The organism is Pseudocitrobacter sp. 2023LY-00077 (genome assembly GCF_055796175.1).
In genome coordinates, this window is the sequence record NZ_JBSPEI010000005.1 from 286787 (window position 1) to 299295 (window position 12509).

Sequence of the window (12509 nt, forward strand, 5' to 3'; positions counted from 1 at the left end):
GATGAAGACACCTTTTATTAAAAAAATGCCTTTTAAGCGTTCAGCGCTCAGTGCAGCCATATTTTTGCTGATGATCCCGGTTTCTGCCTGGGCGGAAGAGGAGATTCAGTTTAATACTGATGTGCTGGATACTCAGGATAAAGACAATATCGATCTGAGCCACTTTTCCCGTCGTGGCTATGTGATGCCGGGGGAATACACCTTCACGATTATGGTGAATAAGGACATTCTGCGTGAAGAGCCGATTGTGGTGTATGCCGACGGTGACGACGGAAAAAATAGTCTGATTTGCCTGACGCCCGATCAGGTTTCGCGCCTGAACCTTAAAAGCAGCACGGTGAGTGAGCTGCGCTGGTTACGTGAAGGGCAGTGCCTGGATACGGACAGTTTGCACGGGATGGAAATCCGCGTCGATCTCTCTAAGGACACGCTCTATCTCTCTATTCCGCAGGCATATATCGAATTTACCGCGCCAAACTGGGATCCGCCTTCGCGCTGGGATGAAGGGATCGCCGGGCTGATTGCCGATTACAATTTCAATTTCCAGACCCAGCACTCAAATAATGGTGCAGATAGCCAGAACCTGAGCGGTACCGGCGTCTTTGGCGCCAACCTGGGGCCGTGGCGTGCGCGCGCAGACTGGCAGACGAACTGGAATCGACGTAACGGTTACACGGATAAAGATTTTACCTTTAGCCGCTATTACCTCTATCGTGCCATTCCATCGCTAAAAGCAAAACTCACCATGGGTGAGGATTACCTCAGTTCCGATATTTTTGACACCTTCCGCTTCAGCGGTGTCAGCCTGAACTCTGATCTGAGCATGCTGCCACCCAGCCTGCGCGGTTATGCGCCGGAAGTGACCGGCGTATCGCGCTCGGGCGGGAAGGTGGTTATCAGCCAGCAGGGCCGCGTGCTGTATGAAACGCAGGTTGCCGCGGGGCCATTTCGCATTCAGGAACTCAATGATGCCGTCTCCGGTACGCTGGACGTACGCGTCGAAGAACTGGACGGCAGCGTGCAGGTCTTCCAGGTCAGCACTGCTTCCGTTCCCTATCTGACGCGTCCGGGCGCGGTGCGCTATAAGCTGGCGATGGGGAAACCGTCCGAATGGGAACACAGTATGCAGGGGCCGCTCTTCTCGTCGGGTGAAGCCTCGTGGGGGATTGCTAACGGCTGGACGCTCTATGGCGGCTCAATCATTGGCGGCGACTATAACGCGCTGTCGATGGGGATCGGGCGCGATCTCTATCTGCTGGGGGCGATCGCGGCGGATGTCACGCAATCACGTGCTTCACTGCCTTCCGATGGCGTGATGACCGGAACCTCATACCGCGTCAGCTACTCGAAAACGTTTGATGACTACGACAGCCAGGTCACCTTCGCCGGGTATCGCTTCTCTGAGCGCGACTTTATGAGCATGTCGGAGTATCTCGATGCTCGTTATGGCAGCGGCGTGACGCATAGCCCCAAAGAGAAATACACCGTCTCCTTTAATCAGCGTTTTCGCGATGTGGGGTTAACGGCCTACCTCAACTACAGCCACCAGACTTACTGGAACAGCGCCGATAACGATCGCCTGAGTCTGTCGCTGTCACGCTATGTCGATATTGGCCCGATCAAAAACATGAGCGTCTCTCTGTCTGTCTATCGTAGTGAATACTACTCGCAGAAAGATGATGGCGCTTATATCTCCCTGTCTATGCCGTTTGGTGATGGTGCGTCCATCAGCTACGGTGCGACGGTAAACCGCACCGATAACACCCACCGCGTGAGCTATTACGGTCGCCTTGATGAGCATAACAGTTACCAGGTCAGCAGCGGTTTATCGCGCAGTGGCCCGACGGCTTACGGCTATTACACCTGGCAGGGTGACAGCGCACAGGTTCAGGCCAATGCCAGCTATCAGTCCGGCAGCTACAGCGGGCTGGGTATGACGGTAACCGGCGGCCTGACGGCGACAACGGAAGGGGCCGCAGCGCACCGTTCCAACGCCCGTGGCGGCAGCCGCGTGCTGGTGGATACCTCAGGCGTCAGCGACGTGCCGGTGAAAGGGTTTGGCGCGTCGGTGAAAACCAACCGTTTTGGTAAAGCTGTGATTGCCGATGTGAACAGCTACTACCGAAATCCGATCCGTATTGATGTCGATAAGCTTGCGGAAAATGCCGATGTGACGCGCTCTGTGTCCCAGGCCACGCTGACCGAGGGCGCGATTGGCTACCGCCAGTTTGATGTGATTGCTGGCGGAAAAGCGATGGCCTTTATTCGCAAAGCGGATGGCAGTTTCCCGCCGTTTGGCGCGTCCGTGGTGAATGACAAAAATCAGGAGACCGGGGTGGTCAATGATGAAGGTAGCGTCTGGCTGAGCGGCATCAGCCCGAACGGAAAAATGAGTGTGAAATGGGACGGCAAAACCCGCTGCGTCGTGCAGATGCCGCCTGTCCTGCCGCAGGTGCTGGATAACCTGCTTTTAACCTGTGCGCCGGAATGAACCGGCCTGACTAAGAGACGAGTTTACTGAAATGACTATTGTTCGATCTTCTGCAATCGCCATCACGACGCTGATACTGGCTGGCCTGACGCAAAACGCAACGGCGGCGGTCTCCCTGGATCGTACCCGCGTTATTTTTGACGGCGCGGCCAAATCGGTCAGCCTGCGCATTACTAACGAGAACAAAACCTTGCCTTATCTGGCGCAGGGATGGATTGAAGATCCTCAGGGTAAAAAGATCACCGATCCGCTGGTGCTGTTGCCCCCCGTACAACGTATTGAGCCCGGCGAGCAGAGTCAGTTGAAAGTGCAGTCTACGTCGTCTGTCCATCGTTTGCCGCAGGATCGCGAATCGCTGTTCTATTTCAATCTGCGCGAGATCCCACCGAAGAGCAACAAACCCAATACGCTTCAACTGGCGTTACAGACGCGGATCAAGCTCTTTTACCGCCCGGAAGCCATTGAAGTAAAACGCGCGGATTATGCGACGCCGTTCCAGGAGCAAGTGACGCTGACGCGCGCTGGCGATAAGTATCGCGTCAATAACCCAACCCCTTATTACATTTCGCTGGTTAATGCGTCTTCGACGTTAACGGGGAAAGCGGCTGCGGGTTTTAAACCGGTGATGGTCGAACCTAAAGGGCAGATTGATTTGGCGCCATCGGCATCGGAACTGGGCGGCGCGCCGGTTCTGACCTATGTGAATGATTTTGGCGGCAGGGCAAAGCTGGTCTTTAGCTGCAACGGCGGCGCGTGCAAAGCGGTGCCTCAGGAAAAGAAAAAGTAAGCGGAAAGAGGAGGCTGGATGAAAACTGCAATCTTCACCGTCAGTGGCTTTCTGGCATGGATGATGGCCGCGGGCCTGGTTCATGCGCAGGAGCCGCAGCTGGTTGATGGCGAATATGGGCTGCTGCATGTACACGGTGCGCTCACTGAGAGCGCTTGTCGCCTGGCGATGGCCTCGACCTGGCAGGAGGTTGATATGGGGACAATCCCGACCGCGTCGCTGAAAAAGCCGGGGGATCAAGGTTCGCCTGTCCGCGTTGAAATACGACTGGAAGATTGCCTGCCATCGCCGAGTTCGCAGCGCGATGCGTGGAGCGGCAACCTGCTCTGGAGCCGCGATCAGCCTTCCGTCACCGTGACGTTTGTTGCGCCCTCAGAACCGATGAATCCCAGTCTGATTCGGGTTAATGGGACGCAGGGTATGGCATTACGGATGACAGACCGTTATCACCGTGACATTCGTTTAGGCGGTGAGGGCCAGCCGTTATTGCTGGAACCTGGCGACAATCAGCTTTTCTACTATATCGCGCCGGAACGCACGGCCTCGCCGCTGGTGGCGGGAGCCTGGCATGCGCTTATTCACTTCAGGCTTAACTATGACTAGATACTTTTTGGCTCTGCTGGCGGCAGCGTTGTTGATGCCATCCGCTCAGGCGGCGTTGACGGTGAATGTGACCGGTGTGCTGGTGGATGGCGTCTGTGAAATTAATAACGGTGAGACGATTAACGTCGACTTCGGCAGCAACCTGCAATCGCGCGAGATAAACGGGGAAAACTTTATGAAAAGTATTGATTACACCCTGTCGTGTGAAGAGCTGGTCTCGAACGATCTCGAAATGCAGTTTGAAGGTACCGCCACCTCCTTTAGCGACGATTATCTGGCAACGGACAGGGAAGGGCTGGGGATCAAAATCTACATGAACGGCGAGGCGATGCCGCTGAACACATGGACGCCTTTTACCTGGCCGGAGATCCCGCTATTACAGGCGGCCCCGGTAAAAATTGACGGTAGTGAGGTGGAAACGGGCGTCTTCTCCGCATCCGCCACGCTAAAAATTCAATACCAGTAAAGGAAGAACCCCATGAAACGACTGATTTGTGCTGTGATTTTGCTGGGTGGGCTTTCTTTTAGTCATGTCTCTTCGGCGTCGATTTGGAGCTGGATTGATACATTGAGCACGTGTACTTCAACAGCGACTTATTGTTATGACTATACGTTTACTATTGCTGATTGGGATGAAAATGATACATCACCCAACCCCTGTTATGGGCTGAGCGCCTGCACCATTTTCATCGGCCACCGACATAATGCTGCTGGGACATCAGGTCCTCGTACAAATCGTTCCTGGGGAGCTGGAGTTTATCCGTTCCTGCTAACGGCAGAGACAATGGGTGATTTGGCGAAAGAGTTCAAAGCGGTATTTTCGCTACCTTATTCATCATCAACGCGACACAGTGGTAATACTGTTGCGACAGAAGAGTGTGTCGGGATTTTTTACGCTGCGGGGAAAAACCTGGGAAGTAATAACTCTGAAATAAATGATACTACATTTCAGGGCTACCCATTGATGGAAGGTAGTATCTGCGGTGTTGCTCCGGCACCCAGCGGTTCCTGCGATTTTGATCAGGATGTCCTGACGCTCGATCATGGCACGCTTTCTCGCCGTGAACTTGAAGGTCATGAAGTCAGTGAAAATGTCAGCATTAGCTGCACGACCGCGCAGACCTTAAAACTCTACATCTACTCCGCAAATGAAGTGGATTTGCGCGCCGATGGCAGCCTCTATTCTGAGCTCTATCTTAATGACAATGTACTGGGGACGACCGGTTTCACTCTTGATGTAAACAGCCAGACAGAGGTCAGCGTTAAGTCTCGTCTGCGTACCAATGGCACACCTGAAGCAGGAGAATTCTCAGGATCAACAATTATGTTGATTACTGTCGAGTAGGAAATTACTCAATTTTAATCATGAATAGCAAAATTTTAATTAGCCATGATCGTTTTCTGTATCATGCATTAGAAGAACTTATCCCCAATCTACAACATATGAGCGTTGATGGTATTGACGGGTTAGATATGGATGCCTTCTGGCAAGGGGATGAGTGTTATCTGTTAGTGGATAATCGCATGCCATTTAATTTCGTAGAAAAAGTTCGCGCACTTCTGCTTGATAAAAAAGTAAAGGTTGAGCTTATTGTTCTGGAGATGAAAGGTGCTATCTATTTCAGAAAAGGATATGAAAAATACAAGAAGATCGATATGCGTGGTGGCATCAGTGTATGTCAGGACGTTATCGCTGCGTGCCTGCATGGCGGCAATTTCTCCGAGATAAAGAACATCGCCTGGCAAAAGCGATTCATCAGGGGTATCGATCTTGAGTTAATGCGATTGATTCAGGCCGGGGAGAGCCTGGCGCTGATCGCAAAGCAGTTCAGAATGCCTGTTAAACGGGTCTATTTTCACCGTGAGCGTTTCTACCGTGACCTGGGATTCGAAAGTTACAACCAGGCGTGCATTTTTATTATCCATAATGGTTTGTTGAATTAATTTCAAAAGGATTTGATGTGATTAAGAGGCGAGAATGTCCAGGTTTTATTTTTTTCAAAGTGAACTGCGTCAGGCGCTGAGTGACAACGCTATTTATCCTTGTTATCAGCCGATAATCAACGCGGTGACCGGGGAACTCTATGGCCTGGAAGTTCTCACCCGCTGGCGGGGAAAGAGCGGCTATATTTACTCGCCTTCGAACTTCATCCCGGAGTTCGAAAGGGCGGGGCTGGCGCTGGAGTTTTCCCGCTACCTGATGGCCGTGGTCGGCCGGGATATCTCAAGGCTTGATGCCATGCTACCTGACGGGTTACATCTGGCATTGAACTTTAACGCCGCGTCTATTCAGGCATCCGGTTTTGTCGCGGAATATCTCGCTTTTCAGGCGGCTATTCCCGCGCAAAAGTATGCTTTTGTTATTGAAGTCACGGAGACGCAAAGCCTTAACCGTATTTCCCGTACGGTATTGCAGCTTCTGAAATTTGCGAATGCGAAGATCTTCCTCGATGATTTTGGTACCTCATATTCTAATTTCGACTATCTATTAATGCTGGATGTCGATGGCATTAAACTGGATCGCCGCTTCATTCAGGAGTATCAGGTTGAGCGGGCTGACGTGATTATTCGCCATACGCTGGCTCTCGCTTCGGCTTTAAACCTCAATGTTATTATCGAAGGAATAGAGGAACGAGCGCAATGTGAATATCTCTGCGCGAATGGTGGCCAACTTCAACAGGGATTCTTACATTCAGCTCCTCTCAATTATGATGAGCTTGAAATATACCTGAAAACAATAGGGTTAAATAAATAGCCTTATTATTTCTATGTGTAATTACGTTTTAATTATTTTTGTTATGCCTACCCGCGTGATCTATAATATCCCAGCTGTGGTGAAATATTCCACAGCCAGATTGTGAGTTTGATGATACAGGTATATGAAATACATAATAAATAACTCGGTCGATTTTATTGTTGCCGAACGGAAATTGTACGGCAATGATAAGGAAGTGACCCTCTCTAACCCTGCCTGTAGGCTACTTCTGGTTCTCCTGGAAAATAATCAATTACAGGTAAGCCGTGAAGCATTGTTGACAAAAGTCTGGGAAGATTTTGGACTGGTTTCATCTGAAAGCAGTTTGAATAATAGCATTAGTAGCTTGCGGCGTGGGTTGAGTGACGTTGGGGTGGATAATGTCCTTGAAACTGTTCCCAAGAAAGGATTCATACTGCATCTTGATGACGTTAAACTTGAGAATCTTCCTGGTGATTATCTTACGCGTAATATTGAAAATGCATCATCGCTAAAACGCCCTGCATTAAAAACCTGGCATGATTTGTTATTGAGAGTTTTCCCGCTCGCGGCAATTGGATTATCCATTATTGCGATTCTCCTGTTTCTTTTGGTTTTCTTCAAAGAGAGAACCCACAGTTATCAACTGTACGAACATGTCAAAAAATGTAATGTCTATTTTTTTGGTGACGTGAATATAGAGAAAGTTGAACACTATTTTTCCAGCAAACGAGGTGAAGAGGTGCTTTCGCAATGCGATACTCCTGCGATTATCTACTACGATGATAATAACAAGGGGCAGAGCGGAGGTGTTGCTGAAAGCATAGTTTCAATTTGCAAGTTGAATTCGGATGGACAGGTGAATGACTGTAAGAATTACGTCGATATTTATAGTGGTTAGTATCTTGATTACCATCATCGGGATGGCAATCAATGCAATTTTTCAGAGTTTCTCAGTGCCGGATGAGTTGAATTGCTCCGGGAATGTCGATATTCGTGTTATGCAATCCGGAAATGAGGCGTTAAGCGGCGATATTCAGATTACCGCGCACATCGTCCCTTTCGCTAAAAAAAGAAGTTATGTTTCCGAGTACGGTTATGTTGTCGCTGACGGTAAAAAATACATTATCGATCGCAATGTACGCCTGCTTTTTTCTGAAAGTAAAAAGAATGGTTTTTCTGAGGTTCATCGGGAAGGCACCGACAAAAATCCGGCAGATTCCATGCCAGATGCCGTCGCCAAACTGCTAATTTCTTCCCAATCTATCTTCTTCTATAAGCTGGATAAATTGCAAAATGATATCTGGCGCTGGAGCGACCTGAGAAGAACCATCCTGATTTGTAAGGTTGTTGCCTGATAAACGGTGTGCTGTATAACGCAGAACCCGCCAATCAGGCGGGTTCGAGAAATTACAGTAAGCGCATTAGCTGGCGCTGATGGTAACGACCAAGCAGCAATACCGTGGTTAATGCCCCGAGCAAGGCGCAGAACATGTCTGATTGCGTATCCCACGGATCGCCCTGAGTCCCCAGAAAATCATCTGCGCCCTGGCCCATCGCCAGCGCCGCCCACCACTCGATCAATTCATAGGCTGCACTGATGGCCAAAGCGATACAGCAGACCAGAAAACCGACCATTTTACGCCCGCGCACGTAGCCGCCGCGTAGCAAAATTTCTCGCGCCGCCAGTGCCGGAACCAGCCCCTGGAAAAAGTGGCCCAGTTTGTCGTAAGGATTGCGGCTCAGGTTAAACATCTCCTGCACGTCGAAGCCGATGGGCACTTTGGCGTAGGTGTACATGCCGCCGCCGATCAGAATAAGCGCGTGGAAAAAGATAAGCGTGTAAAGGAGGGGCGTCAGCGGGTAGCGACGATGCGTGGCCAATAGCAGCGGCACAATGATAATGACCGGAGTGACCTCCATGAGCCAGGTCGTGCGGTCAGCGGTAAAGAGGCCGGTGTAAATCAGGGCAAGCAACAGGATCAGCGCGCCGCCTTTGAGTGTCGATGAGAGTGCGGTTGATGTCATACTCGTCTTCTGTCTCAGTCAAAAAAGCACTATCGCCTGCTGGCGTGCTAAATTCAATGTTACCGGGTGTACGTTTTCGTCACTTCCTGCGCCATTGCCGTAAATGCCTTCACGGCGGCCGTTCTCCACGCGCCTTTGCGTAGCATCAGCGCGGCGGTTCGTTCCAGCAACTGCGGCGTCAGTGAAACGGCTTTTAATCCCTCATTTTGCGCGGCGATTGGCGATGGAAGCAGGGTGGCGAGCGTTGTACGACGCACCAGTTCCAGAATGGCATTGATAGAGTTTGCTTCTATTACTATCTGCGGATGCAGATCTCTTTGGCGGCAATAGCGATCAATTTGTTCACGGGTCGCAAATTCCTCACTCAGTAAAATGAGTCGTTCATTATTAAGATGTGACAAGGCTACGCACTCCTGTTGCGCCAGAGGATGGCTTTCAGACACCATCAACGCAAGGGATTCCTTCAGTAGCGGCAGTACGTCGATGTCTGCCGAATGAACATCATCAAATGCGATGCCGATGTCCAGTTCATCGTTGAGCAGCAGCTCTTCCATCTTTTCCTGCGACATCTCCTGTAACGCAAGGGTGATATTGGGATAGCGCGCATAAAACCTCGCCATTAGCGGCCCGATAAGCCACGAGGTAAACGTGGGGGTAACGGCGACGCGCAGTGAGCCACGGCTCAAATCTTCAACGTCATGAATTGCCCGCTTCCCCTCTTCCAGCGATCTCAGCGCATTTTTCGCGTAACCCAACCAGGCTTCGCCAGCATCGGTGAGCTGAATATGGCGACCACTGCGATCGAACAGTTGCGCGCCAAGTGACTCTTCAAGCTGTCTGATTTGCTGAGAAAGCGCGGGCTGCGAAACGTGAAGCGCCGTGGCGGCACGGGTAAAGCCGCGATGCTCAGCGACTGCCAGAAAGTAGTGAATATGTCGTAACAGCATCATCTTTCCCATAAGTTTTACCAATAGACTTGATTATAAATGAGTCTTTTATCTTATGGAACGTAGCGAGTAGCCTGTGTCCATTCCATAGTGAGACAGAGGAACAATCGTGAAAGAGATTATTGATGGCTTTTTGAAATTTCAGCGCAGCGTCTTTCCCGAACGCGCCGAGCTTTTCAGATCGCTGGCAAACCAGCAAAACCCACGCGCGCTTTTTATATCGTGTTCAGATAGCCGCCTGGTGCCGGAGCTGGTGACGCAGCGTGAGCCTGGCGATCTGTTTGTCATCCGTAATGCGGGCAACATTGTTCCTTCTTATGGCCCGGAACCGGGAGGCGTTACCGCATCGGTGGAGTACGCCGTGTCGGTTTTGAAAGTAAATGACATTGTTATATGTGGTCACTCTGACTGTGGCGCCATGACGGCCATCGCCGGATGCCATTGCCTGGACAGTATGCCCGCCGTCAGCCACTGGCTGCGCTATGCCGATTCAGCCCGCGTGGTGAATGAATCACGCACGCATATTTCATTGCAGGCGAAAACCGCATCAATGGTGCGTGAAAACGTTATCGCACAGCTGGCCAATATTCAGACCCACCCGTCAGTACGCCTGGCGCTGGAAGAGGGGCGGATGGCATTACACGGCTGGGTTTACGACATCGAACGTGGCGATATTGCCGCTTACAACGGTGCCAGCGGGCAGTTTGTCTCGCTTGCCGAAAATCCAAATACCTGCGCGATGCCGCTTCGCAGCCTCACCGCAGCTTAATTTTTTCTCTCTATACAGGAGGTTCCATTATGATCCACGCACAAATTAACCGCGATATTCGCCTCTCTTTGGCTGACCAGATTCTGCTTATCAAAGCGAAAAAAGATCTGACCTTTGCGCAACTCACCGATGGTACGGGCTTATCTGAAGCTTTTGTTACCGCGGCCTTGCTGGGGCAGCATGCACTGCCGGCTGATGCGGCGCGTCTGGTTGGTGAAAAGCTCTCACTGGATGAAGATGCGGTGCTGCTTCTGCAAATGATCCCACTGCGCGGCAGTATTGACGATCGCGTCCCCACTGACCCGACCATTTATCGCTTCTATGAAATCCTGCAGGTGTATGGCTCTACGCTGAAGGTGCTGGTGCATGAGAAATTTGGCGACGGCATTATCAGCGCCATTAACTTCAAGCTGGATGTCAAAAAAGTGGCCGACCCGGAAGGCGGTGAACGCGCGGTGATTACGCTTGATGGCAAATATCTGCCGACAAAACCTTTCTAAACCCGAGTAAAGCCTGGCGCGTTATCCGCGCCGGGCTCAAAGAACAATATGAATCAATCTCCTCGTACGGGTCTGATGCTCCTTGTGTTGGTGCTGATTGGCCTGAATATGCGTCCGCTACTCACGTCAATCGGGCCTTTACTCCCGCAATTACGTGCGGCCAGCGGCATGAGTTTTACCGTGGCTGCACTTCTCACCGCATTGCCAATGATTGCAATGGGGGGGCTGGCGCTGGCCGGGGGCTGGATTAATCGTCATGTTCACGAACGTTATAGCGTGGCGCTTGGCCTGCTGATGATTATCATCGGTGCGTTAATGCGTGAAGCTGCGCCTCACAGCGTGGTACTGCTGAGTAGCGCGCTGCTGGGGGGAATCGGCATTGGCGTCATTCAGGTTGTGATGCCCACGGTTATCAAGCGCCAGTTTCACCGCCGTATGCCGCAGGTTATGGGACTCTGGTCTGCAGCATTGATGGGCGGCGGTGGGTTGGGCGCGGCATTAACGCCGTGGATCGCGGGTCAGAGTGAAATTTGGCACACCTCACTGGCGTGGTGGGCGGTGCCTGCAATTATCGCCTTGATTGGCTGGTGGCCGCAGAGCCGACTTTCCCCCGAGACAGGCTCACGAAACGCACAGAGCGCAATTCGTATCACCCGCAATCCCCGCGCGTGGACCCTGGGGCTCTATTTCGGCGTGATTAATGGCGGCTATGGTAGCCTGATTGCCTGGTTACCTCCTTATTATATGCAACTGGGAAATAGCGCACAGTTTAGCGGTACGCTGCTGGCGTTGATGACCGTCGGACAAACGGCGGGCGCGCTGCTGCTACCTATGCTGGCGCGGCATGAGGATCGGCGGCGACTGCTGCTGGTGGCGCTGGCCTTGCAAATGATAGGTTTCCTCGGCTTTATTCTCTGGCCTGCACATCTTTCTGTGCTGTGGGCGATCGCGTGCGGAGTGGGGCTGGGTGGTGCTTTCCCGCTTTGCCTGGTGCTGGCGCTCGATCATGCCGGGCATCCCGTTATTTCCGGAAAGCTGGTGGCGTTTATGCAGGGGATCGGTTTTATCATCGCCGGACTGTCTCCCTATCTTTCTGGGATATTGCGTAGCCTGAGCGGGGATTTTGTCGTCGATTGGGTATTTCATGCGTGCTGTGTTGTCGGATTAATGCTGCTGACGCTGCGTTTTGTCCCGTCACGCTATCCGCAGGAGTGGGCTGCAACAGAGTAGGGCTGTGTCTGTTATTCAGCAAAATGCACTTCTTTGTGGATAACTCTGTGGTTAAGTGGGTATAAGGCGGGGTTTTGCTGTGGAATGCAGCAGTCAGTGAATCAGGTGCAAATTAGGGGTTGCAGGCTCGGCGTAACTCCCTATAATGCGCTCCCACTGACACGGCAGATGTGAATCACTTCACACAAACAGCCGGTTCGGTTGAAGAGAAAAATCCTGAAAATCAGGGTTGACTCTGAGAGAGGAAAGCGTAATATACGCCACCTCGCGACAGTTCGCTAAAGCGCGTCGCAACTGCTCTTTAACAATTTATCAGACAATCTGTGTGGGCACTCAATGATACGGATTCTTAACGTCGCAAGACGATAAATGAATACCAAGTCTCTGAGTGAACACGTAATTCATTACGAAGTTTAATTC

General features: G+C 51.5%; 14 protein-coding genes. 12 read left to right on the forward strand and 2 right to left on the reverse strand.

Translation table 11 applies throughout. The annotated features are described in order from the left end of the window. Position 1 precedes the first annotated feature (1 nt). From ACWWFX_RS09330 to ACWWFX_RS09370, 9 genes are all read left to right on the forward strand, one after another. On the forward strand, positions 2 to 2491 hold the full coding sequence (locus tag ACWWFX_RS09330; RefSeq protein WP_276224708.1) for an outer membrane usher protein: 2490 nt from the start codon (positions 2 to 4) through the stop codon (positions 2489 to 2491). Positions 2492 to 2522: 31 nt separating this feature from the next. Further along, positions 2523 to 3278, forward strand: coding sequence for a fimbria/pilus periplasmic chaperone (locus ACWWFX_RS09335; protein WP_276224709.1), 756 nt, complete (start codon positions 2523 to 2525; stop codon positions 3276 to 3278). 18 nt (positions 3279 to 3296) lie between these two features. Continuing rightward, a complete protein-coding gene (locus tag ACWWFX_RS09340; RefSeq protein WP_276224710.1) occupies positions 3297 to 3881 on the forward strand; it encodes a fimbrial protein in 585 nt (194 codons plus the stop codon). Then, positions 3874 to 4347 (forward strand): fimbrial protein, encoded by a 474-nt coding sequence (locus ACWWFX_RS09345; RefSeq protein ID WP_473223656.1) that lies wholly within the window; start codon positions 3874 to 3876, stop codon positions 4345 to 4347. Before ACWWFX_RS09340 ends, ACWWFX_RS09345 begins: the two co-directional genes overlap by 8 nt. Before the next feature lie 12 nt (positions 4348 to 4359). Next, entirely contained in the window at positions 4360 to 5226 is an 867-nt protein-coding gene (locus tag ACWWFX_RS09350; protein ID WP_276224712.1) for an MrpH family fimbial adhesin, read from the forward strand. Between the two features lie 20 nt (positions 5227 to 5246). Further along, positions 5247 to 5825 (forward strand): hypothetical protein, encoded by a 579-nt coding sequence (locus ACWWFX_RS09355; protein ID WP_456146455.1) that lies wholly within the window; start codon positions 5247 to 5249, stop codon positions 5823 to 5825. Positions 5826 to 5859: 34 nt separating this feature from the next. Beyond that, the gene (locus ACWWFX_RS09360; protein ID WP_473223657.1) at positions 5860 to 6636 is read left to right on the forward strand and encodes an EAL domain-containing protein; all 777 of its coding nucleotides are present in this window, start codon (positions 5860 to 5862) and stop codon (positions 6634 to 6636) included. Positions 6637 to 6760: 124 nt separating this feature from the next. Then, a complete protein-coding gene (locus ACWWFX_RS09365) occupies positions 6761 to 7516 on the forward strand; it encodes a winged helix-turn-helix domain-containing protein (RefSeq protein ID WP_456146454.1) in 756 nt (251 codons plus the stop codon). Positions 7517 to 7520: 4 nt separating this feature from the next. Next, the gene (locus ACWWFX_RS09370) at positions 7521 to 7973 is read left to right on the forward strand and encodes a hypothetical protein (protein ID WP_276224716.1); all 453 of its coding nucleotides are present in this window, start codon (positions 7521 to 7523) and stop codon (positions 7971 to 7973) included. Between the two features lie 52 nt (positions 7974 to 8025). Here the strand turns inward: ACWWFX_RS09370 and ACWWFX_RS09375 are convergent, their stop codons facing one another. Next, positions 8026 to 8643 carry a DUF2238 domain-containing protein gene (locus ACWWFX_RS09375; RefSeq protein WP_015963034.1) on the reverse strand — a complete coding sequence of 206 codons (618 nt, stop codon included), beginning with the start codon at positions 8641 to 8643 and terminating at the stop codon, positions 8026 to 8028. Positions 8644 to 8702: 59 nt separating this feature from the next. Next, the gene (gene cynR / locus ACWWFX_RS09380) at positions 8703 to 9590 is read right to left on the reverse strand and encodes a transcriptional regulator CynR (RefSeq protein WP_003032546.1); all 888 of its coding nucleotides are present in this window, start codon (positions 9588 to 9590) and stop codon (positions 8703 to 8705) included. Between the two features lie 109 nt (positions 9591 to 9699). Here cynR and ACWWFX_RS09385 point away from each other — a divergent pair, with 109 nt between their 5' ends. From ACWWFX_RS09385 to ACWWFX_RS09395, 3 genes are read left to right on the forward strand one after another with little or no spacing between them, the layout of a single operon-like run. Continuing rightward, positions 9700 to 10359, forward strand: a complete 660-nt coding sequence (locus ACWWFX_RS09385) for a carbonic anhydrase (protein ID WP_003032549.1) — start codon at positions 9700 to 9702, stop codon at positions 10357 to 10359. Positions 10360 to 10388: 29 nt separating this feature from the next. Then, positions 10389 to 10859, forward strand: coding sequence for a cyanase (gene cynS, locus ACWWFX_RS09390; RefSeq protein WP_003032552.1), 471 nt, complete (start codon positions 10389 to 10391; stop codon positions 10857 to 10859). Positions 10860 to 10907: 48 nt separating this feature from the next. Then, positions 10908 to 12089, forward strand: a complete 1182-nt coding sequence (locus ACWWFX_RS09395; RefSeq protein ID WP_473223658.1) for a cyanate transporter — start codon at positions 10908 to 10910, stop codon at positions 12087 to 12089. The last annotated feature ends 420 nt before the right edge of the window (positions 12090 to 12509 follow it).

Excerpts from the sequence above, each read along its gene's own strand:
- ACWWFX_RS09330 (WP_276224708.1), top strand. The coding sequence starts at position 2 with ATGAAGACACCTTTTATTAAAAAAATGCCTTTTAAGCGTTCAGCGCTC.
- ACWWFX_RS09335 (WP_276224709.1), top strand. The coding sequence starts at position 2,523 with ATGACTATTGTTCGATCTTCTGCAATCGCCATCACGACGCTGATACTG.
- ACWWFX_RS09340 (WP_276224710.1), top strand. The coding sequence starts at position 3,297 with ATGAAAACTGCAATCTTCACCGTCAGTGGCTTTCTGGCATGGATGATG.
- ACWWFX_RS09345 (WP_473223656.1), top strand. The coding sequence starts at position 3,874 with ATGACTAGATACTTTTTGGCTCTGCTGGCGGCAGCGTTGTTGATGCCA.
- ACWWFX_RS09350 (WP_276224712.1), top strand. The coding sequence starts at position 4,360 with ATGAAACGACTGATTTGTGCTGTGATTTTGCTGGGTGGGCTTTCTTTT.
- ACWWFX_RS09355 (WP_456146455.1), top strand. The coding sequence starts at position 5,247 with ATGAATAGCAAAATTTTAATTAGCCATGATCGTTTTCTGTATCATGCA.
- ACWWFX_RS09360 (WP_473223657.1), top strand. The coding sequence starts at position 5,860 with ATGTCCAGGTTTTATTTTTTTCAAAGTGAACTGCGTCAGGCGCTGAGT.
- ACWWFX_RS09365 (WP_456146454.1), top strand. The coding sequence starts at position 6,761 with ATGAAATACATAATAAATAACTCGGTCGATTTTATTGTTGCCGAACGG.
- ACWWFX_RS09375 (WP_015963034.1), bottom strand. The coding sequence starts at position 8,643 with ATGACATCAACCGCACTCTCATCGACACTCAAAGGCGGCGCGCTGATC.
- cynR (WP_003032546.1), bottom strand. The coding sequence starts at position 9,590 with ATGCTGTTACGACATATTCACTACTTTCTGGCAGTCGCTGAGCATCGC.
- cynS (WP_003032552.1), top strand. The coding sequence starts at position 10,389 with ATGATCCACGCACAAATTAACCGCGATATTCGCCTCTCTTTGGCTGAC.
- ACWWFX_RS09395 (WP_473223658.1), top strand. The coding sequence starts at position 10,908 with ATGAATCAATCTCCTCGTACGGGTCTGATGCTCCTTGTGTTGGTGCTG.